This window comes from Bacillus sp. RC251 (genome assembly GCF_044908765.1).
Lineage (GTDB): Bacteria > Bacillota > Bacilli > Bacillales > Bacillaceae_G > Bacillus_A > Bacillus_A wiedmannii.
The window spans coordinates 428,144-447,849 of sequence record NZ_JBIYDP010000002.1; the positions used below are offsets into that span (position 1 = coordinate 428,144).

23 protein-coding genes and 2 riboswitches are annotated in these 19,706 nt (G+C 35.2%); of the genes, 14 read left to right on the forward strand and 9 right to left on the reverse strand.

Translation table 11 applies throughout. The annotated features are described in order from the left end of the window. Positions 1–123: 123 nt before the first annotated feature. Positions 124–741, reverse strand: a complete 618-nt coding sequence (locus ABH961_RS12215) for a nitroreductase family protein (RefSeq protein WP_000180385.1) — start codon at positions 739–741, stop codon at positions 124–126. Between the two features lie 330 nt (positions 742–1,071). Here ABH961_RS12215 and ABH961_RS12220 point away from each other — a divergent pair, with 330 nt between their 5' ends. From ABH961_RS12220 to ABH961_RS12235, 4 genes are all read left to right on the forward strand, one after another. Then, positions 1,072–2,364, forward strand: coding sequence for a GGDEF domain-containing protein (locus ABH961_RS12220; protein ID WP_001023200.1), 1,293 nt, complete (start codon positions 1,072–1,074; stop codon positions 2,362–2,364). Between the two features lie 90 nt (positions 2,365–2,454). Further along, entirely contained in the window at positions 2,455–3,591 is a 1,137-nt protein-coding gene (locus tag ABH961_RS12225) for a serine hydrolase (RefSeq protein ID WP_000591954.1), read from the forward strand. Positions 3,592–3,595: 4 nt separating this feature from the next. Then, positions 3,596–4,474 carry an NAD(P)-dependent oxidoreductase gene (locus ABH961_RS12230; RefSeq protein WP_000440180.1) on the forward strand — a complete coding sequence of 293 codons (879 nt, stop codon included), beginning with the start codon at positions 3,596–3,598 and terminating at the stop codon, positions 4,472–4,474. Positions 4,475–4,479: 5 nt separating this feature from the next. Next, positions 4,480–4,812, forward strand: coding sequence for a DUF3909 family protein (locus tag ABH961_RS12235; RefSeq protein WP_064474902.1), 333 nt, complete (start codon positions 4,480–4,482; stop codon positions 4,810–4,812). Between the two features lie 42 nt (positions 4,813–4,854). Here the strand turns inward: ABH961_RS12235 and ABH961_RS12240 are convergent, their stop codons facing one another. The 6 genes from ABH961_RS12240 to ABH961_RS12265 form a co-directional block, all read right to left on the reverse strand. Beyond that, positions 4,855–5,130, reverse strand: a complete 276-nt coding sequence (locus ABH961_RS12240; RefSeq protein WP_404519445.1) for a hypothetical protein — start codon at positions 5,128–5,130, stop codon at positions 4,855–4,857. A 306-nt stretch (positions 5,131–5,436) separates the two neighbouring features. Beyond that, the gene (locus tag ABH961_RS12245; protein WP_000057324.1) at positions 5,437–5,949 is read right to left on the reverse strand and encodes a 1,2-dihydroxy-3-keto-5-methylthiopentene dioxygenase; all 513 of its coding nucleotides are present in this window, start codon (positions 5,947–5,949) and stop codon (positions 5,437–5,439) included. Then, entirely contained in the window at positions 5,927–6,565 is a 639-nt protein-coding gene (locus tag ABH961_RS12250) for a methylthioribulose 1-phosphate dehydratase (RefSeq protein WP_000811328.1), read from the reverse strand. The genes ABH961_RS12245 and ABH961_RS12250 overlap by 23 nt, the downstream gene beginning before the upstream one ends. Next, on the reverse strand, positions 6,562–7,221 hold the full coding sequence (locus ABH961_RS12255; RefSeq protein WP_098076555.1) for a 2-hydroxy-3-keto-5-methylthiopentenyl-1-phosphate phosphatase: 660 nt from the start codon (positions 7,219–7,221) through the stop codon (positions 6,562–6,564). The genes ABH961_RS12250 and ABH961_RS12255 overlap by 4 nt, the downstream gene beginning before the upstream one ends. Continuing rightward, positions 7,218–8,462, reverse strand: a complete 1,245-nt coding sequence (gene mtnW, locus ABH961_RS12260; RefSeq protein ID WP_064474906.1) for a 2,3-diketo-5-methylthiopentyl-1-phosphate enolase — start codon at positions 8,460–8,462, stop codon at positions 7,218–7,220. The genes ABH961_RS12255 and mtnW overlap by 4 nt, the downstream gene beginning before the upstream one ends. Before the next feature lie 64 nt (positions 8,463–8,526). Further along, positions 8,527–8,632: riboswitch (SAM riboswitch) on the reverse strand. Between the two features lie 64 nt (positions 8,633–8,696). After that, positions 8,697–9,875, reverse strand: a complete 1,179-nt coding sequence (locus ABH961_RS12265) for a pyridoxal phosphate-dependent aminotransferase (RefSeq protein WP_098076552.1) — start codon at positions 9,873–9,875, stop codon at positions 8,697–8,699. 14 nt (positions 9,876–9,889) lie between these two features. On the opposite strand from ABH961_RS12265, the gene ABH961_RS12270 reads away from it, so the two are divergent. The 4 genes from ABH961_RS12270 to ABH961_RS12285 all read left to right on the forward strand — a co-directional run bounded on the left by ABH961_RS12270 (position 9,890) and on the right by ABH961_RS12285 (position 13,653). After that, a complete protein-coding gene (locus ABH961_RS12270) occupies positions 9,890–10,753 on the forward strand; it encodes a carbon-nitrogen family hydrolase (protein ID WP_141545772.1) in 864 nt (287 codons plus the stop codon). A gap of 71 nt (positions 10,754–10,824) precedes the next feature. Next, positions 10,825–10,967: riboswitch (SAM riboswitch) on the forward strand. A 90-nt stretch (positions 10,968–11,057) separates the two neighbouring features. Further along, on the forward strand, positions 11,058–12,239 hold the full coding sequence (gene mtnK / locus ABH961_RS12275; RefSeq protein WP_098047890.1) for an S-methyl-5-thioribose kinase: 1,182 nt from the start codon (positions 11,058–11,060) through the stop codon (positions 12,237–12,239). Next, on the forward strand, positions 12,236–13,297 hold the full coding sequence (gene mtnA / locus ABH961_RS12280) for an S-methyl-5-thioribose-1-phosphate isomerase (RefSeq protein WP_098047889.1): 1,062 nt from the start codon (positions 12,236–12,238) through the stop codon (positions 13,295–13,297). The genes mtnK and mtnA overlap by 4 nt, the downstream gene beginning before the upstream one ends. A gap of 218 nt (positions 13,298–13,515) precedes the next feature. Continuing rightward, positions 13,516–13,653 carry a YvrJ family protein gene (locus ABH961_RS12285; protein ID WP_000393342.1) on the forward strand — a complete coding sequence of 46 codons (138 nt, stop codon included), beginning with the start codon at positions 13,516–13,518 and terminating at the stop codon, positions 13,651–13,653. A 94-nt stretch (positions 13,654–13,747) separates the two neighbouring features. On the opposite strand, the gene ABH961_RS12290 is transcribed toward ABH961_RS12285, so the two are convergent. Beyond that, positions 13,748–14,524, reverse strand: coding sequence for a 3-hydroxybutyrate dehydrogenase (locus tag ABH961_RS12290; RefSeq protein ID WP_098630441.1), 777 nt, complete (start codon positions 14,522–14,524; stop codon positions 13,748–13,750). Positions 14,525–14,719: 195 nt separating this feature from the next. Between ABH961_RS12290 and ABH961_RS12295 the strand changes: the two genes are divergently transcribed. From ABH961_RS12295 to ABH961_RS12305, 3 genes are read left to right on the forward strand one after another with little or no spacing between them, the layout of a single operon-like run. Further along, positions 14,720–15,052: a PadR family transcriptional regulator gene (locus ABH961_RS12295; protein ID WP_098076549.1), complete on the forward strand. Its 333-nt coding sequence runs from the start codon at positions 14,720–14,722 to the stop codon at positions 15,050–15,052. Next, complete coding sequence (locus tag ABH961_RS12300; protein WP_098630439.1) at positions 15,052–15,819, forward strand: DUF1129 domain-containing protein; 768 nt, start codon at positions 15,052–15,054, stop codon at positions 15,817–15,819. Before ABH961_RS12295 ends, ABH961_RS12300 begins: the two co-directional genes overlap by 1 nt. Before the next feature lie 13 nt (positions 15,820–15,832). Then, complete coding sequence (locus ABH961_RS12305; protein WP_098076543.1) at positions 15,833–16,594, forward strand: DUF1129 domain-containing protein; 762 nt, start codon at positions 15,833–15,835, stop codon at positions 16,592–16,594. A 163-nt stretch (positions 16,595–16,757) separates the two neighbouring features. On the opposite strand, the gene ABH961_RS12310 is transcribed toward ABH961_RS12305, so the two are convergent. Next, on the reverse strand, positions 16,758–17,375 hold the full coding sequence (locus ABH961_RS12310) for a hypothetical protein (RefSeq protein WP_048562415.1): 618 nt from the start codon (positions 17,373–17,375) through the stop codon (positions 16,758–16,760). A 160-nt stretch (positions 17,376–17,535) separates the two neighbouring features. Here ABH961_RS12310 and ABH961_RS12315 point away from each other — a divergent pair, with 160 nt between their 5' ends. The 3 genes from ABH961_RS12315 (at position 17,536) to ABH961_RS12325 (ending at position 19,704) form a co-directional block, all read left to right on the forward strand. After that, complete coding sequence (locus tag ABH961_RS12315; RefSeq protein WP_000288329.1) at positions 17,536–17,829, forward strand: DUF3928 family protein; 294 nt, start codon at positions 17,536–17,538, stop codon at positions 17,827–17,829. 110 nt (positions 17,830–17,939) lie between these two features. Next, complete coding sequence (locus tag ABH961_RS12320) at positions 17,940–18,389, forward strand: NUDIX hydrolase (RefSeq protein WP_064474914.1); 450 nt, start codon at positions 17,940–17,942, stop codon at positions 18,387–18,389. Between the two features lie 139 nt (positions 18,390–18,528). After that, positions 18,529–19,704 carry an acetyl-CoA C-acetyltransferase gene (locus tag ABH961_RS12325; protein WP_000552069.1) on the forward strand — a complete coding sequence of 392 codons (1,176 nt, stop codon included), beginning with the start codon at positions 18,529–18,531 and terminating at the stop codon, positions 19,702–19,704. Positions 19,705–19,706: the final 2 nt, after the last annotated feature.

Genomic DNA, 19,706 nt, shown 5'->3' on the forward strand with positions numbered 1-19,706 from the left:
ATTGTAATATTACGGGTGTGTGACAGAAGAAAAAGAAACGAAGGTAATGAAATTACCTTCGTTTCTTTTTTATACCGTATTAACAGGCAGTAAGCCCCTCACATTGATTAAAGGTTCACTTTATTATTTTGCCCATTCACTCACTTGTTCTACGCTCATTCGTGGTGCAGGATGACCTTTTAAAGTCGATTCACCAATTGTAATAAGCATAATTGGTACGTAACGAGATGAAACATTGAATTCTTCTGTAAGTGCTTGTGGGTTGAAACCACCAATAGCACAAGTATCCCAGCCAGTTGCTTTAGCCGCAAGCATAAGTTGCATTGCTGCTAAAGATGCATTTGAAAAGGCTGCATCTCTTGGGAATTGCTCACGAGCATATGCAGACTCAATATTTTTAGCTAAGCGCTCTTTTGCTTCTTCTTTCATAAATCCTTGTTCTACAATTGGACCATAAACGGGTTCAACGTTTTTATAAGCTTCTAAATCACCTAAAATAGCGACTACAGCAGAAGCATCAAGTATTTGTTGCTGGTTATAAGCAATTGGATGCAATCGTTTCTGTACATCTTCACCTTGGAATACAAGGAATTTCCAGTGCTGCAAGTTCCAAGCAGAAGGTGCTTGAGCAGCTCCCTTTAAAATCTCGTGTAACTCTGTAGATGAAATTTCTTTCTCTGGGTTGAATGCACGTGTAGATGTGCGTTCGTATAGAACATTAAAAAAGTTGTCGTTTGTCATTATATATCCTCCAAGTAACATATCAAATTATAAAAAAATACATGTAATATATTCTACTTACATTTTGTAAGTTGTCGAATTTAAGAATATAATATCTTTATTTTAATTGTCAAGTTTTAAAGAGGAAGCTAGGGCATTCATACAAACGATACAATTCCTATCATCATACACTAAAAAAGGAATTTATAGAGAAAAAGCGAAGAGAGCATTCTCAATTAGCTTGTTAATATGTATCCCTCACTCATTAAAGTATTTAGAGAACAGTCTTTTTATAAAATGTTTGTGAGGAATGCAGTAGAACAAGATATATGAAGTGAGTGAAGACTAGTGATGAACATACTACATTTTTTATTAGAGAATACGGTTTTCCAAAATGTATTACAAGATCTTCAGTTAAATGTCCTTTATATAGAAAATGGATGCACACATCAACAAACGATAGAAAATATTCATCCAAAATGTATGTTTATAGCAAATAGTTTTGAAGAAGGAGAATTATTGTTTCAGAGAACAAAACCACATATTGTAATTATGTATGTAACAGATTTTTCTCAAATAAAATATATAAAGAATATGTATAATCCACAGAGTACTTTTATTGTCATTTGGGATCAACAGATAACTAGTGAGTTTACAGAGGTGCTTACGTTAGGAATACGTAATATTGTGATAGCTCCTGTGACTCCACAAATGGTGTTAGAGGAAGTGAATAAGAGTTTGTATCAGCTTTCTTTAGTGCGGCAAGTAAGTTTGCAACAAGAACTACTTCAAACGATGTTTGATTTTCAAAATGATCTATTATTTATAGTAGAAGACGATGAGATTGTTGATTGTAATACAAATTTTTTAGAGTTTTTCGGATATGAAAATTTATTTGCCTATCGTGAGCAACATTTAGTATTTGCTGAACATTTTATTAGAGAAAACGGATACTATTCAACAACTCATGATATAACATGGTTAGATGATACATTATCATATGATAGAAGAATTAAGATGTCTAATTATGAAGGGGAAGTGTCAACTTTTTTATTGCGTGCGACACCACTGCCAGAAGATTTATCAAGATTTATTGTGAAGTGTACAGAGATTACAGAATTAGATGAAATCTATCAAGAACAAGAAAGGCTTGCTATGATAGATTCGTTAACAGAGATTTATAATCGTTTGAAGTTCCAACAAATACTAGAGGCAGAATGGGATAATGCAATGCGTAACGATGAAAAAATAGCACTTATTTTATTTGACATAGATAATTTTAAAACAGTAAATGACACATATGGCCATGATTTTGGTGACTTAGCATTAATTCAGCTTGCAGAGCTTATGAAATCTAAAGTGGAGCAGCAACATGTATTTGCAAGGTGGGGAGGAGAAGAATTTATTATATTAGTAACGAATACAGTAGAAAAAGAAGCATTTCAGGTTGCGGAATCATTACGATTTTTCATTGAAACAAAGCATTTCTCCGGAATTTCGAAATTAACAGCGAGTTTTGGAGTCGCGTTATATGAACAAGGGATTACAAGAGAAGAATTAATGCAACGAGCGGATATCGCATTATATGAAGCGAAAAAAAATGGAAAAAATCAAGTGTGTGTATATAGAAAAGAAAAAAAGTGATTTTTCGCAACAAATTGTTGCGATTTTTTTTTATTGTTTGATAATAGAATGTGGGGGGGATTTTGGACGAAGGAATTATGGAGGAACAACATGATAAAAAAAATAATGACGATGGCTTCGCTGTCTGCTGTAGTTTGTGGTGGAGTATACTATTTTCTCTATAATCCCAATATAAAGGAAAGCACTGTATTAACAACTAAGGTGAATCCTACTATTGAATCAGAAGTACAAGAGAATATAGAAGAAAAAGAAGAACAACAAATTGATTATGCTAGTATATCTCAAAAGTTAGATCAATATTTAATAGGAAAGCAATTTAATGGAACAGTTTTAGTAACAGATAAAGAGCATGTTATATTGAATAAAGGATATGGATATGCTGATGTTCAAAATAAGATAGAAAATACGCCTCAAACAAAATATCGTGTCGGTTCTATTACGAAAACAGTCGTGGCCACATCTATTTTACAGCTGCAGGAACAAGGGAAGTTAAATATTCAAGATAATGTAAATAAATATATTCCCTCTTTTCCGGTAGATAAAAATATCACCTTATATCATTTGTTAACACACACATCAGGTTTACCAGAAAGCGGAAAAGGGAAAGTGAATGCAGCTTCTCGTATAAATTTAGTAAATTGGATTGGAAGTCAAAAGTTAGAATTTCCACCAGGCGCAGGTTGGAGATATACAGATTATAATTATATGGTGCTTGCCTATATTATAGAAAGCATATCAAAAAAACCTTTAGGAGATTACATAAAAGAAAATATATTTACTAAAGCAGAAATGCATGAATCTGGTATGGGAAATATGGCTCAGGGAGATCAGCATTTTACTAAAGGATATGTAAAGAAAGAGAATGTACTTGAACCTGCACAAAAATTGTTAATGGAGTGGTTATACGGATGCGGTGAGATGTATACGACAGTTGGCGATATGAAGAAGTTAGACGAAGCGATTATAAATGGGAAACTTCTTTCTGAACAAAGTAGACAAGCGATGTTTTCACCTTCAACAGAACGAAAATATGCATATAGTTTTTACATATATCCGGATTATTTTCATAATCATGGTGTACTATCTGGTTGGAACACTTTCAATAATTTTAATAAAGAAAAAGGCACTTTTGTTATATTATTTTCAAATGTGAAAAATAGTATAGATGATGATTTTAATAATGAGTTTCGAAAGATGGTAAGTGATTTATTAGAACAAAGGGGATGAGAAAATGGAACGTAAAAATGTATCAATAGGTTTCATCGGTATTGGTGTAATGGGAAAAAGTATGGTGCGTCATTTAATGCAAGACGGCTATCAAGTATATGTATATAATAGAACGAAAATGAAGACAGACTCTTTAGTGCAAGATGGTGCGAATTGGTGTGATACACCGAAAGAGTTAGTGAAGCAAGTTGATGTTGTAATGACTATGGTTGGATATCCACATGATGTAGAAGAAGTGTACTTTGGGATAGATGGGATTTTGGAGAATGCAAATGAAGGTACGATAGCAATTGATTTCACGACATCTACACCAACATTGGCAAAACGTATTAATGAAACCGGTAAAAGTAGGAATGTATATACGTTAGATGCGCCTGTATCTGGAGGAGACGTTGGTGCGAAAGAAGCAAGGCTCGCAATTATGGTCGGTGGTGAAAAAGAAATATATGAAAAATGTTTACCGTTATTTGAAAAACTAGGAACAAACATTCAGTTGCAAGGACCAGCTGGAAGTGGACAACATACAAAAATGTGCAATCAAATTGCGATTGCTTCTAACATGATTGGAGTATGTGAAGCTGTTGCTTATGCAAAAAAAGCTGGACTAGATCCGGATAAAGTATTAGAAAGTATTTCAACGGGAGCAGCAGGTAGTTGGTCATTGAGTAACTTAGCTCCTCGAATGTTAAAGGGAGATTTTGAACCAGGGTTTTATGTAAAGCACTTTATGAAAGATATGAAGATAGCTTTAGATGAGGCTGAAAAATTACAATTACCAGTACCAGGTTTAAGTTTGGCGAAGGAATTGTATGAAGAGTTAATAAAAGATGGGGAAGAGAATAGCGGAACACAAGTGTTATACAAAAAATACATAAAGGGGTAAATGAGATGGATCTTCAAAAATTTGATGAGATGATTGATACTGTACAACGAGCAATTTGTATACAAATTAATGAAAAACAAAAAGAAGCTTTTAAACAAAAGTATGATTTTGAGCCGGAATTCGAATATGGAAGAGATGAGAAGGGGCATTATGTTATTCGAACTTCAAAAAAGATGTTAGAAGAAATGGATTTTTATTTGGCATTGAAATATGATCGAGATGGAGTTGACCTTTATATGCAAGCAGAGATTGACGGTATATGTCACGTATCTGTTAGCTATAGTGAAGACGTCTTGCACCTACAAGAATTGTTTCAATTTCTAGAAGAAAATAAATAAAAGTCCTCATTTGAGGACTTTTATTTATTTTTAATTTTATAATTATAAGCTAGAAGCCCGGCGGCATCGTTCGATTGGGAATGGAATAACTTGCGCGATGTGATTAGGACCGAATTGCTTTGCACGAGCATGGCGTACTATATAAAATGCACACAGAATTGAAACAGGAATAGCACCGAATAAGCCGAAAAATAAAGCGCTTACACAAGATGTGACAAAACCTAAAACACCAACTTCCAACTCTTCCATAATAGCTCCTAGAATAACAGGAAGTGCTCCACACGTAACCCCTAGTATAAGTGCGATAAGTAAACTCATGATTATCCCCCTCTGTTTGCGATATTCTTTTCCTTTTTATTTAATTGTAGTATATCATATACAAAACAGAATTTTCAGAAAAAATTCAAAAAAAGTTCAATAAATGTTCAAAAAGTGTTAAAAAATTCGCTTAAAACATAGAAGGGGAGATTGTTTTGGAATAGACGGAATCATATGCTTGAGAAAATAAAAAATCAGGCTTATTTCATTTTTGGAAATAAGCCTGTTCCATAGGAGGATGTATATATGTAGAGTGAATAAAAGGTTGGAAAAGGGGATCCAAGTCCTTTTATTCAACTAACTACCTTAATAAATTGGAACCCAGCCTTCAGTTGTAACAAAAATACGAATAGCTACAACTTGACGATCATCTTGCAAGGTAAAATAATGTCTTGCATTTTCAGGAACAGATATGAGATCGCCTGGCTCAAGTTCAACGTCAAAGAATTTCCCATCTTTTCCTTCAATAGCAAAGATGCCATGACCACTAACAATAAAGCGAACTTCATCATCAGTATGATGGTGTTCTTTTTGGAAATTAATTAATAATTCGTCAAGGTTAGGTGTGCTATTTGAAAGTGAAATTACATCATGTGCTTTATAACCTCGGCGCGCTGAAACATCAGCGATTTCTTTTGAAAACACAGCTAATATTTCAGCCTTGTTTTCATCTGTTAACGAATAATTTTCATTTAAATAAGTAGGAAGTTTAGAGATGTTCCATTTCTCATATAAAACGCCTTCCTCTTGTAGAAATTTAGATACTTCCACTTCATTTTCGATGCGAGTATTTACTTCATGAATACGAATTTGCGCCATTAGAAACGCCTCCTTGAATTGATAATAGTTTTATATGAAATTGGAATAAAAACTCATAAGCTTCTAATCTTTTCTTTGCATCAAAGCTATCTCGGCCCCATACGGTAATACCATGGTTACGGATCAATACAGCTCCCGAATCTCCTTGTATGTGCTTTCGGAAGTTTTCTCCAAGCGTTGGGATATGGGCATGGTTTTCGATAATAGGAATGTGAATTGTTGCACCTTCTTCCCAAATATCGAGAGCTTTAATAATTTCTTGATTTTGAAGGGTGACTGCATCACTATATAAATTTGTGATGACATTATTATCAGTTGTATGAACATGAAGTACGCACCCAGCATTCGTATTGTTATAAATATGTGTATGCAATATTGTTTCTGCTGAAGGGCGTAATTCAGTCTCTAATACGGGAACCCCTAGATGATCTACTAATAGAAAATCATCTGGAGTAGTTTTTGTTTTATCTTTACCACTTGCTGTAATAAGAAAAGTAAGTGGCTCATGACTAACCTTTATAGAAATATTACCACTCGTTGCTGGAAACCAATTTCGTGTTGTTAATTCTTTTTTTATCTCGCTTAAGTCATACCATTGACGAAAAAGTTGTTTCATGATTTCACCTCCAACAAATGTTTTAATTGGGTTTGAACATCGTGAAATGTTTCAAACGGTGTATAAGCAATATAATTCTCTTCACACTTTGTAATAAGGAAGTCACGAGCAAATACTTTATCTGCTTGTTTCGCAGCTTGTAAATCAGTAATTGAATCTCCAATCACAATATGGAAGTCATTCGTATCACTTAATTTACGGATTAAAGATGATTTGCATAATCCGCAATGATTTTGACAATGATGATCACAAGGATGAGGCCACTTAACTGTAATGAATTCATTTGAAAAGTCTGTTTCATTACAGTAAATTTGCTCTTTTGGAATGATTCCTTGTAAGAGTGGATAGACGAAGAAATCCATTCCACCTGATATAACGTAAAAAGAAATGTTATTTTCATTTACAAATTGTATAAATTCATGAAAACCACTACGGATTTCAGCAGTTTCTATTAAAAATTGAATCATATCATCGTGTAGGCTAGTAGGTATTAATTGAAATAATTGAGAAACACCTTCTTGAACAGACAGCTCTTGTGATAAAATTCTATTCTTTACTTCTTCGGCTTCTGGTGGTGCGAATTTTTCCATAATGGACATAATGTTATCATTATTTGTAATCGTGCCATCGAAATCACAAAATACTTGAATACTCATAATTTCACCCCATGAGAGGGATTTCCCCATATTTGTAGTGCACTATGCAAATTTATGTCATCTACTTCATGGAGTGGTGTATTTTGCAAAGTAGCATCAATTGCAGTACGGAAAGCTTTACCGCCCCCTTGCGCTCCACTCGGATGTCCATGTATCCCGCCGCCAGCATTAATAACAACATCTTTACCGAAATCTCGTAGAATAAAGGGAACGAAACCAGGGTGAATACCAGCAGACGGAACAGAAAAACTCTTCTTGAAAAATGCATCGTCTTCAGTTAAATATTTTGAGATAGCAAGAGCCTCCTCTTTTTCTAGTGCAACACTTCCGTATGGAGATGGGAATAATGAAAAGTCAGCACCAGCATAACGTAGTAGCTTTCCTAGTAATAATGGAGAGGAAACTCCATATAACTTGGATGCTGAATAAGCACCACTTACAGCAGGGTGTGCCATAATAGGAACTGGGATTTCATCATCTTCTGCAAGTGATTGTAGTACATCTAGTCCGTAAGCAAATACATTAAATAATAGAATATCTGCCCCAGCTTGCACTGCGCGTTTCGCATTTTCTTTTAAATCAAAAGTTCGTCCTGTTAAATTTACGGCATATAACGTTTTATGTCCGTATGTTTCATATACTGAGTCTAAAACTTCTTTTCCAGATACAATGCGTTTCGTAAGTGGTGTTAATGTATTCTCAAATAATATTTCATCATCTTTTACTATATCTACACCACCAATTGCTTGATCGCGTAATTGCGTTTTTAAATACCCAATATTTCGTCCGATCATTCCTTTAAAAATGCTCATTAAAAGGGGACGCTCATGCACTTGTAAAAGATTTCGAATGCCATCTATCCCGAATTTCGGACCAGGGAAATACTGTTTTAACTCGTCTGAAAATGTTAAGTCGATTAATTTCACTTCGCCATCAAGTGATAGCTTTCCGAATGTAGTTGTTAAAATTGCTGGTAAGTCTGGACTGAAGTTTAATAACGGATATTCGATTTTAATAATCCCACGTTTAACTTTTTTACGTAAATACGAATTGGTATGTTCTTGTTCAGCTAATTCCTCAACATGAATGACGTTGCCTTTATGCTGTTTTAATTGTTCTTGCAATAAGTGTGGCAAATGAGTCCAAGAGCCAATTGTTAAACCGAGTGCAATTTGCTCAGCTTTTTTTTCTAAGTTATGTGAATCATCATGGATTAAATACGTCGCTATAATTCCGCTCATTGTTAAAACCTCCTAGTTAAATAAAAAAACCTCTCAGCTAAGGAGAGGTTTTTTTACAACCAGCTCCTTATCTGTCAGCGTAATGCTGCGAGAATTAGCACCGTGTCTACAATTGTAGATCGGTTGCCGGGTTTCGTCGGGCTCGTCCCTCCACCTGCTCTTGATAAGAAGTATTTAGAAATGTTTAAATTTTTAAGATAACTGAATTTTGTCAGATATTTTTCATGTTGTCAATTACTTTTTGAAAAAATTTAATTTATCAATTCGATTAATGGCTTCTCGTAATCTATCTTCTGTATGCAAGAGACCAACACGGACATACCCTTCGCCATGCTCACCAAATCCAACACCAGGAGCAACTGCAACGTGTGCTTTTTCTAGTAAAATATCAGAAAATTGCTCAGATGTATATCCTTTCGGAACAGGAAGCCATGCAAAGAATGAGCCTGTTGGAATGTCTACATTCCAACCAATTGAGTGACAAGCTGAAACAAGAGCGTTTCTTCGAGATTCGTAACTATTTACAAGGTCTATTACGCAAGACTGTGAACTTAATAGTGCTTCGCGGGCAGCATCTTGAACTGCACCAAAAATACTAACATACATATGATCTTGTAATAAGTTAATTGTCTCAATCACACTTTCATTCCCCACAGCAAAAGCGATGCGCCATCCAGCCATATTGAAAGTTTTCGATAGAGTGTAAATTTCAATACCTGTATCTTTAGCACCGTCTGCTTGCAAGAAACTAACAGGTTTTTGACCATCGAATCCAATCGCACCGTAAGCAAAATCATGAATGACTAATATATTATGTTTATTAGCAAAATGAATCGTTTCATCAAAGAAATCTTTTGATGCAGTAGCACCGGTAGGATTATTTGGATAGTTTAAAAACATTAACTTTGCACGCTTAGCGGTAGTGGCATCAATTTTTGTATAATCTGGTAAAAAATTATTTTCTGCAATAAGCGGCATTGTTTCAAATTGTGCTTTTGCTAAAGCAACTCCTGATAAATAATCTGGATAGCCTGGATCTGGAACGAGAATAGTATCACCAGGGTTTGTAAAACAAAGTGGTAATTCTACTAATCCAGCTTTTCCACCAAACAAAATAGCAACTTCTGTTTTTGGATTTACTACTACATCATATTCGCGTTGATAGAATGTTGCCACGGCTTCTTTTAAACTTTCGTGTCCGCGAAATGGCGGATATTTATGATGAATGGTCTTTTCAGCAGCATCTTGTAAAGCTTTTACGATATGCTGCGGTGTTGGTTGATCTGGATTACCTTGACCTAGATTAATAACATCGTGACCAGCTGCAACGACTTTGTTAACTTTTGCAACAAGTGAAGCAAAAAATTGTGTAGGCAATGATGTTACTATCTTAGAAGGTTGAAATAATTTCATACTTTCCACCTCTTTTGAAAGTTGTTACAATTCTAGTGACAAATGATATAATCTTTCCAGTATTTTGTAAAGAAAAAATTAAGAATGGGGCTGACAAAATGAAAGTCGCATGTATTCAAATGGATATTGTCTTTGGAGATGTAGAAAAGAATATTGAGAATGCTAAAAATAAAATAAGCGAAGCGATGAAGGAAAGACCAGATGTGATTGTCTTACCAGAACTATGGACAACGGGATATGATTTAACGAGGCTTATTGAAATTGCAGATAGGGATGGATTGCAAACGAAAGAAGAGCTGAAAGAATGGTCGAAGCAATATGGTGTACATATTGTCGGTGGGTCTATAGCGAAGCAAACAGAACAAGGTGTTACAAATACAATGTATGTGGTAAACAAGGAAGGAGAACTAGTCAATGAATATAGTAAAGTGCACTTATTTCAGCTTATGGATGAACATAAATATTTAATTGCTGGAAATAGTACAGGTGAATTTAAGTTAGATGATGTAGAGTGCGCCGGCACAATTTGTTATGATATTCGTTTTCCAGAGTGGATGCGCGTCCATACTGCGAAAGGTGCAAAAGTTTTATTTGTTGTAGCAGAATGGCCATTGGTTCGTTTAGCGCATTGGCGTTTGTTATTGCAAGCAAGAGCAGTTGAAAATCAGTGTTATGTTGTTGCATGTAATAGGGCAGGTAAGGATCCGAATAATGAGTTTGCCGGTCATTCTTTAATTGTCGATCCTTGGGGCGAAGTTGTTGTAGAAGCGAATGAAGAAGAATCAATTTTATTTGGAGAGCTTCATTTTGAGAAAATTAAAGAAGTACGCAAAGGAATTCCAGTTTTTGCAGATCGTCGTCCAGAATTATACAAATAAAATGTTGACAAGTGATTTTTATTATTGGTATAGTCTTCAACATAAAGTTAAAAATTCAAAAAATTATACAACTCTTATCAAGAGCAGGTGGAGGGATTTGGCCCGATGAAGCCCAGCAACCGACCGTAATACCATTGTGAAATGGGGCGTTTATTTACGCCAAAAGGCACGGTGCTAATTCCAGCAGAAAGTAAACCTTTCTGGCAGATAAGAGGGGAGAAGATAAACTTCAAACCTCTTTCTTTGTGGAAAGAGGTTTTTCTACGTCAGAAAAACCTCTGAATTAAAAAAGGGGGAGAAGACGATGGGATATTATTCATTAACTGAAACGACAGCTATACAATATGCGAAAGAACACGGTTATTTTGAAAGGAAAGCAAATGTAGTTTGTCATGAAATTGGAGATGGAAATTTAAATTACGTGTTCAAATTAGATGATGGAGAGAAGTCTATTATAATAAAACAAGCACTGCCATATGCAAAAGTAGTTGGTGAGAGCTGGCCACTGTCTATAAAAAGAGCGACGATTGAAAGTAAAGCATTACAAATTTTTGCGAAGTATGTGCCGGAATATGTGCCGGTAGTGTACAGTCATGATGAAGAGTTAGCAGTAACAGTCATAGAAGATCTATCAAGGCTAACAATTGCAAGAAAAGGATTAATAGATGGAGAGGAGTACCCGCTTTTATCCCAACATATTGGTCGCTTTCTAGCACATGTGTTGTTTTATACTTCAGATTTCGGTTTACAATCAGAAGAGAAAAGGGTACTAGAAGGTGCATTTGTAAACCCAGATCTTAGTAAAATCACGGAAGATTTAGTGTTTACAGATCCGTTTAGTCATTATGATACGAATGATTATGAACCAGAGTTACAACTAGCGGTGGATGAACTGTGGAGTGACAAAAATTTAAAATTAAAAGTAGCACAGTATAAATATAAGTTCTTAACAAGAAAAGAAGCGCTTATTCATGGTGATTTACATACTGGTAGTATTTTTTCATCACCTGCTGAAACGAAAGTAATTGATCCAGAATTTGCAACATATGGTCCATTTGGATTTGATCTTGGCCAATTTATTGCAAATTTATTATTAAATGCGTTATCACGTGAAGAGGAAAAAAGAAGTGTGCTATTTTTCCATATTGAGAAAACATGGAGTTATTTTGTAGAAGCTTTTACGAAGTTATGGATTGGAGAAGGTGTAGAAGCATATACGAAAGAGAAACAATGGTTGCCAATTATTTTGCAAAATATTTTTACGGATGCCGTTGGATTTGCTGGATGTGAGCTTATCCGTAGAACAATTGGCTTAGCGCATGTAGCTGATTTAGATGGAATAGCAAATAAAGAAACGAGAATTCAAGCTAAGAAACAAGCGTTATCCTTAGGTAAAGAACTAATAAAATATGAATCTAAGAGTGCTGATATTCAACTGTTCCGAACATTATTTCAACAGACAGTTTCTGGAGGGATAAAAGCATGAGTACAATTGTTACTGTTCCGAGATCTGTCAGTTGGAAAGGTGATGCCATTGCAGTATTAAATCAAACAAAGTTGCCGCATAGTACAGAATACAAAACATTAACGACGATTGAAGAGGTATGGAAAAGTATTGTCATGCTAGAAGTACGAGGAGCACCTGCAATTGGAATTGTAGCTGCATTTGGCTTGGCACTTGCATCAAAAAAATATAATACTGTACATATGGAAGAATTTCAAAAGAAGTTTAATAGAGATTGTAATTATTTAGGAACGTCACGCCCAACAGCAGTCAATTTATTTTGGGCAATCGATCGTATGAGAGAATCAATTCGAGAAATTACTACAATAAAAGAAGCACAAAAAAAATTAGAAGAAGAAGCGCTTCTCATTCAGCAAGAAGATGAAGCAGTATGCCGGAGTATTGGAGAACATGCATTAACATGTTTTAAAGATGGTGATCACATTTTAACAATTTGTAACGCTGGAAGCATTGCAACTGCTAGATATGGTACTGCATTAGCACCGTTTTATATTGGGAAAGAAAAAGGTGTACGTTTACATGCGTATGCGTGTGAAACGAGACCGGTTTTACAAGGCGGGCGTTTAACGACCTGGGAATTAAAACAGGCAAATATTGATGTAACACTTATTACCGATAATACGGCAGCTCATGCTATTCAAACGAAAGAAATAAACGCGATTATTGTAGGAGCGGACCGAATTGTCGCAAATGGAGATACAGCAAATAAAATCGGAACAATGAATTTAGCTATATTAGCAAATTATTTCGATATTCCATTTTACGTTGCAGCTCCGTTATCTACGTTTGATATTACGAAACAAACAGGTACAGAAATTGTTATTGAAGAAAGAGATGAAACCGAAGTTACGAAAATTTTTGGAAAACAAGTGGCGCCAATTGGAACTGATGTTTATAATCCTGCATTTGACGTAACACCGAATGAATTAATTACAGGTATTATTACTGAAAAAGGCATCATACACGGAGATTATAAACGGGAAATTGCATCGTTATTTGAAAGACAAGCTAATACATAATAGCTTGTTTTTTTATCCCGCATTAACGGGCGGTAAGACCCCCACCTCAAAATTCAGCGGAAGCAAAGAAGTTAGGTGGGGGTCAACTGCCCGTAAAAGCCCGATTGGTTCAACTAATAATCAGTGGGGGATGAAGAAAACCCCCACTGATTAAAGTTTCACTTTATGCCTAAATGTTTTCTTTTCCCTTATTTATATAATGGAAGGAGGCGGAAAAGATGGAAGAGTGGATCAGGATGATAGGTAATGTAGGGTTTCCGATTGTTGTAACATTATATTTACTCCATCGTATTGAAAGTAAATTAGATGGGGTAATTGTTGCAATCGAGAAACTCCCTAAACAATTACTAAAGTAGGAAGGTCCTCGCGATAGAAAGTAAAATAAAGTTTGCTCTTCGTGAGCAAACTTTATTTTTTACCCCGCATTAATGGGAAGTAAAAGCCTTCACTTTATTGAGCAGTATAACCACCATCGATAACAACGGCTTGTCCAGTTATACCTCTTGCTTTTTCACTCGCTAAAAACATAGCATAATCAGCGATTTCTTGTACTTGCAATAAGCGTTTTTGTGGTACAAGTGGATAAATAACATCTTCTAAAACATTTTCAAGTGGTACATTTCGTGTAGTAGCTAAATCTTGTAGTTGATTACGTACAAGAGGGGTATCGACATAACCAGGACAAAGCGCATTAACGGTAATTCCGTGAGTAGCGCCTTCTAAAGCGGCAACTTTTGTTAATCCGATTACGCCATGCTTCGCGCTATTGTAGGCGGATTTTCCCGCAAATCCAACGAGGCCATTAATGGAGGCTACATTAATAATTCGGCCATACTTTTGTTTTTTCATGATTGGGAAGACATGCTTAATTGCGATAAAAGGAGCGATTTGCATAATTTTAATAAGCAGTTCGAACTTTTCGGTTGGAAAATCTTCAATTGGTGAAACGTGCTGCATTCCTGCGTTGTTAATTAATATATGTAATGAACCGAAATGCGTAACGGTTTGAGAAATTGCAGCGGTAATTTCTTCTTCAGATGTAACATCACATTTTAAACCGATAGCTTGATAGCCTTCTTTTTGTAATTGTTCAGCAGCTTCTTTTGCACGTTCTTCAAGACGATCGGTAATAACAACTTTTGCACCTTCTTTTGCAAAAGCGTTTCCCATTTCATAACCAATGCCACTTGCAGCGCCTGTTAAAAAAACAACTCGATTTGTAACCATGATGAAAAACATCCCTTCGTCATAAAGTTCTCATATTGCTCTATTTAGAGAGTGGATAATGAAAATCCTGCAAAGATTTGGAAAAATATTGTTAGCTATCTTGTTTTGCAAAATAGTCTCTGCTATACTATTTTGTAAAGCAAGATACTTACGCTTATCTATCTTGTAAAACAAGATAGTGGGAGGATTTGAATTATGTCGACAAGTCAAATGCTGAAAGGGATTTTAGAAGGATGCTTACTTGCTATTATTTCTGAAGGTGAAATATACGGTTATGAAATGAGTGAAAAGCTAGCGAAGTATGGCTTTACAATGGCGAGTGAGGGAAGTATTTATCCGTTATTAATACGAATGCAAAAGGAAGGATTAATAACAAGTGTAATGAAGGAATCTCCATCTGGCCCAAAGCGAAAATATTATACATTAACAGAAAAAGGCGAGGAAGCACTTAATGAATTTATGAATCGCTGGGAAGCGATGCAAAGTAGTGTAGAGCGTCTACTTGAAGGGAAGGGGAGAAAAAAATAATGATATCCAGTGAAGCACGAAAGTTTTTATTAGATATGAGATTATTTTTAGTGGCAAAGGGTGTGAAAGAAAGCGATATTGAAAATTTTATAGAAGATGCAGAACTCCATTTAATTGAGGGTGAGAGTGATGGGAAAAGTGTAGAAGATATTTTCGGAAGCTCACCGAAAGAATATGCAAATGAACTTGTAAAAGTAATGGAAAAGGATAGACAGGAAACGTGGAAGCAAATTGGTTTTACAGTAATGAATATCGTATCGTTTTGGATTATTGCTTCTATCCTAATAGTGAATAACGGATTATTACAGATGTCGCTTATTCAGTGCGTTGGGTATAGTTTGTCATTGATTTTAGTTGTTATAGGTCCTAATTTTTTACTTCGCAAAATGACCTTCGTAACAAGCTTTACAAAAACGTGGTTTTCTATGTGGTTTTTAGTTATGGTAGCGCCAATGTTTTTAATGGGGGCTGTTACGATATTAGATGTAATCTATCCTACCAAAACGTTTACATTCACCCAAACGCAAAGTTATATATTAGCTGGAGCTATTTTTATGATCACAGTAGCGATAAATATATATTTTGAAGGATGGTTTAAAAACTTATATTTAATTATTCCACTTTCGATTATGTTACTGTTTAAAACATTTACATCAGAAGATCTCGTGCAAATGTTATTTCAAATTATATGTTTATACGGAAGTTTGTTTATTTTAATTTTCCTTGAAATTATGATGAAGACGAATAGAAGAGAAGTGGTTAAATAAGGGAGGGGTTATCATGCAGATTTCTAAAGAAGGAGAAAAGTTTTTAATCGATACGAAAGTGTATTTAATAACAAAAGGAATGAAAGAAGAAGATGTGGACGCTTTTCTAGAAGATGCAGAACTTCATTTAATAGAAGGCGAGAAAGAGGGAAAGACGGTAACGGATATATTCGGTGATTCACCAAAAGAGTATGCGGAAGAATTGGCGAAAGAGATGGAGAAGGATAAAGGTGGGAGTATAAAGAGTATTCTTGCGATGATAATTGGTATTGGTGGGTATTGGATATTAACTCATATTTTATTTAATAATCCAAATCAGCAATTTACACTAACGAATATACAGTTAATTGGCTATCCTATCGTCTTAATCATTACGATTATTGGAACCATTGTTGCGTTTAGAATGTCTTCTTTTAAAAATAAATTTGTAGAGTTCGGGATTATTTACATAATAGTAATGGTTCCCATTTTATTATTAGTATTATTGATGTTTGTTGATAAATGGTACGGTACACCTATTTTGCAATTATCGACAATGCAAACATATATATTAGCAGCAAGTATCTTTTTATTACTTTTCGTTGGAGAAGTGTATGTCCTTGGTTGGATGGGTGTTTTGGTGCTAATTGTTCCTTTAGCGATTATGTTTATATTTAAAGGATTAGAAGAAAAAAATGTATTTTGGGGAATTGCAAAGATATTACTTATGTATGGAAGTATATATGGGTTAATGAGATGGTCTTTAAAAATTGAAGAGAGAAAAAGTGTAAACTAGTATTTCAAAAAAAGCGGCTGCTCTGGATATACAATAAATTATTTCCAAAGAAATACTATATTTTGATTTTAAGAGAGATTACGCTTAGATGTATAGTGTATCCTTTGGCAGCCGAGAATTGGTTTGTGGATTAAATAAGTTGTTTTAAACAGTAACATGACAGTTACTGTTTTTTTCTTTGTAATAAAGAGCTTTGTAAAGAGAGCTCTTTTTGTTCGTTTGTTAATAAGGAATGAATATGGACGTTTTCAGGACGAGGTACGATAGGGTACATAAGATTTGTTGGAGAAGGATGGTGCTCCGAGCCAGTTGGGGAATGAGGATCTGCGTGAGTAAGTTTTCCGTGAATACGTCTTGTAAATAAAATATGACCGACTTCGTGAGCGAGCGTGTATATATTTTTCATGGGGGCAGCCGAGTTTGTTAAAACGATATAACCAGTAAGTTGCTGTTGTTTTGCTAAAGAGTAAGCGCAGGCAATTACGGCTGTTTCTTTGAAATAATCACTGCCAATATAACAAATGTAAAGGTCGCATTCAGGAGCTTCATTTACACACGTTTGGAAAAAGGATGCTAATTTTTCCTGACTTTGAATAGAATTTTTATAACTAATTTCACGGTCAGAAAAACGAAAAAGTTCATTTAAAATAATTACGTCTTTAATTTGAAATGTAATGGGGTGCCAAATTGATTCTGCAACTGCTAAATCTTTTGCGATACGGTCATCAGAAATATTGGCGCCTGGAGTAATGCAAATACATATATTGACGTATGGATCCATAAGGAACACCTCAACTGAAAAAATTCTTCCTATAATATATGTTGGGAAAAGACCCTATGTATGGATAAACGCCTTGTTTATTACAAGTCGAAAAAATTTCATAGTTCTATAACGTAGTGTGATCATCTTTTTGATATAGTAAAGGAAAGGGGGAGAATATATGTATACATTAAAAATCGTTTCAGACAGAGAAGCTCTTTATCAATTTGCAAGTTATGTAAGAGTTGTGCAAGGGGTGGAAGATGTATATGTAGAGGTGGGAGAACCTTTATATGAACATCCATTAATGAAGTTTTATGTACATATTAAGCTGGGGGAAACATATGAGCAACATAAAGCGTTACAAGAAATAGCAAGGTTAGTAGAATTAGGGCGTTTTACATACGTTCATTATCGTAATGATGAAATTGAAGAAGCTTTTGAAGCTGTAAAATATGAAAGTTTTAAGAAATAAAAATGAAAAAAAGGAAGCGAAAGCTTCCTTTTTTTTCTTGGAAATTACATCAACAAAAGGAGAAAAATTTTGTTATGATAAGGGAGGGTGAGGAAAGGAGAATTTACATAATGGGGTATATTGAAGAGTTACGCAAAGTTGTTGGGACAAGACCACTTATTCTCGTTGGATCAGCAATAATTATACTAAATGATAATCAAGAAGTATTGCTTCAATATCGTTCAGATACATATGATTGGGGTGTACCTGGCGGCGCGATGGAACTAGGAGAAACGACGGAAGAAACTGCTCGCCGAGAATTATTAGAGGAGACGGGATTAACTGCAAAAATAATGCAATTTCTAGGTGTCTTATCAGGAAAGGAAGTATATTTCCGTTATCCTAATGGGGATGAAATTTTTAATGTTATTCATCTGTATCAGGGGCATCATGTGAGTGGAGAATTAAGGCTTGATCATGAGGGATTGAAGCTTCAATATTTTCCGGTAGATAAGTTACCAAAATTGAATGAAACGACAGAGAAAATTTTACAAAAATTTTTATATGCATTAACAGAATAGAAGGTTAATTCCTTCTATTTTTATTATATTAAATATTTTGATTTTTTAGTATGTTTATAGTATGATAGATGTAGACATACATCTTATGGAATTTCACCTAAAAACTGACTAGGGTACATAAGAGAGGGGCAAGTGCAAAATGCATAATGTTGTTATTACAGCTGCAGTTCGTTCGCCAATTGGAACTTTTGGAGGAGCGCTAAAAAATGTAACGCCAGTAGAATTAGCGGTTCCTGTACTTCAGGAAGCTGTAAAACGAGGCGGGGTAGAACCACACGAAGTTGATGAAGTAATTTTAGGTCATTGTATTCAAAGAACTGATGAAGCAAATACTGCAAGAACAGCTGCATTAGCGGCAGGATTTCCTGACACAGTTACGGGTTATACAATCCAACGCCAATGTTCTTCAGGTATGCAAGCAATTATGTCAGCTGCAATGCAAATTCAATTAGGTGTAAGTGATGTTGTTATTGCAGGTGGAGTAGAAGCAATGAGTTCAAGCCCTTATGCATTAAAACAGCACCGCTGGGGACAACGTCTACAGCACGGAGAAATTCGTGATACGGTGTGGGAAGTACTAGAAGATCCGATTCACCATATTATGATGGGTGAAACGGCTGAAAATTTAGTTGACCAATATGAAATTACAAGAGAGGAACAAGATGAAGTTGCGCTTCGTAGTCATACATTGGCACTACAAGCAATCGAGTCTGGATATTTTGACGAGCAAATTGTTCCTATTACGATAAAAGAACGTAGAAAAGAAATAGTATTTTCGAAGGATGAACATCCACGCGCAGATATTACAGCGGAAAAATTAGCAGGATTAAAACCAGCTTTCCGTAAAGATGGATCTGTAACGGCAGGGAATGCATCTGGCCTTAATGATGGAAGTGCGGTTCTAGTATTAATGAGCGAAGAAAAAGCGAAAGAAAAAGGCTTACAACCGTTAGCTAGAATTGTTGGATATTCAGTAGCTGGAGTAGATCCGAAAATTATGGGTATTGGACCAGCACCAGCAATTCGTAAAGGGTTAGAAAAAGTAGATTGGTCATTAGAAGATGCTGATTTACTGGAAATTAATGAAGCTTTCGCGGCTCAATATCTAGCTGTAGAGAAAGAATTAGGTTTAGACCGTGAAAAAGTGAATGTAAACGGTAGCGGTGTAGGACTTGGACATCCAATCGGTTGTACAGGAGCTCGTATTACTGTAAGTTTAATTCATGAATTGAAGAGACGCGGTTTAGAAAAAGGAATTGCTTCTCTATGCGTCGGTGGCGGTATTGGGGTAGCATTATTTATAGAAGCACTATAAAA

Excerpts from the sequence above, each read along its gene's own strand:
- ABH961_RS12215 (WP_000180385.1), bottom strand. The coding sequence starts at position 741 with ATGACAAACGACAACTTTTTTAATGTTCTATACGAACGCACATCTACA.
- ABH961_RS12220 (WP_001023200.1), top strand. The coding sequence starts at position 1,072 with ATGAACATACTACATTTTTTATTAGAGAATACGGTTTTCCAAAATGTA.
- ABH961_RS12225 (WP_000591954.1), top strand. The coding sequence starts at position 2,455 with ATGATAAAAAAAATAATGACGATGGCTTCGCTGTCTGCTGTAGTTTGT.
- ABH961_RS12230 (WP_000440180.1), top strand. The coding sequence starts at position 3,596 with ATGGAACGTAAAAATGTATCAATAGGTTTCATCGGTATTGGTGTAATG.
- ABH961_RS12235 (WP_064474902.1), top strand. The coding sequence starts at position 4,480 with ATGGATCTTCAAAAATTTGATGAGATGATTGATACTGTACAACGAGCA.
- ABH961_RS12240 (WP_404519445.1), bottom strand. The coding sequence starts at position 5,130 with ATGAGTTTACTTATCGCACTTATACTAGGGGTTACGTGTGGAGCACTT.
- ABH961_RS12245 (WP_000057324.1), bottom strand. The coding sequence starts at position 5,949 with ATGGCGCAAATTCGTATTCATGAAGTAAATACTCGCATCGAAAATGAA.
- ABH961_RS12250 (WP_000811328.1), bottom strand. The coding sequence starts at position 6,565 with ATGAAACAACTTTTTCGTCAATGGTATGACTTAAGCGAGATAAAAAAA.
- ABH961_RS12255 (WP_098076555.1), bottom strand. The coding sequence starts at position 7,221 with ATGAGTATTCAAGTATTTTGTGATTTCGATGGCACGATTACAAATAAT.
- mtnW (WP_064474906.1), bottom strand. The coding sequence starts at position 8,462 with ATGAGCGGAATTATAGCGACGTATTTAATCCATGATGATTCACATAAC.
- ABH961_RS12265 (WP_098076552.1), bottom strand. The coding sequence starts at position 9,875 with ATGAAATTATTTCAACCTTCTAAGATAGTAACATCATTGCCTACACAA.
- mtnK (WP_098047890.1), top strand. The coding sequence starts at position 11,058 with ATGGGATATTATTCATTAACTGAAACGACAGCTATACAATATGCGAAA.
- mtnA (WP_098047889.1), top strand. The coding sequence starts at position 12,236 with ATGAGTACAATTGTTACTGTTCCGAGATCTGTCAGTTGGAAAGGTGAT.
- ABH961_RS12285 (WP_000393342.1), top strand. The coding sequence starts at position 13,516 with ATGGAAGAGTGGATCAGGATGATAGGTAATGTAGGGTTTCCGATTGTT.
- ABH961_RS12290 (WP_098630441.1), bottom strand. The coding sequence starts at position 14,524 with ATGGTTACAAATCGAGTTGTTTTTTTAACAGGCGCTGCAAGTGGCATT.
- ABH961_RS12295 (WP_098076549.1), top strand. The coding sequence starts at position 14,720 with ATGTCGACAAGTCAAATGCTGAAAGGGATTTTAGAAGGATGCTTACTT.
- ABH961_RS12300 (WP_098630439.1), top strand. The coding sequence starts at position 15,052 with ATGATATCCAGTGAAGCACGAAAGTTTTTATTAGATATGAGATTATTT.
- ABH961_RS12305 (WP_098076543.1), top strand. The coding sequence starts at position 15,833 with ATGCAGATTTCTAAAGAAGGAGAAAAGTTTTTAATCGATACGAAAGTG.
- ABH961_RS12310 (WP_048562415.1), bottom strand. The coding sequence starts at position 17,375 with ATGGATCCATACGTCAATATATGTATTTGCATTACTCCAGGCGCCAAT.
- ABH961_RS12315 (WP_000288329.1), top strand. The coding sequence starts at position 17,536 with ATGTATACATTAAAAATCGTTTCAGACAGAGAAGCTCTTTATCAATTT.
- ABH961_RS12320 (WP_064474914.1), top strand. The coding sequence starts at position 17,940 with ATGGGGTATATTGAAGAGTTACGCAAAGTTGTTGGGACAAGACCACTT.
- ABH961_RS12325 (WP_000552069.1), top strand. The coding sequence starts at position 18,529 with ATGCATAATGTTGTTATTACAGCTGCAGTTCGTTCGCCAATTGGAACT.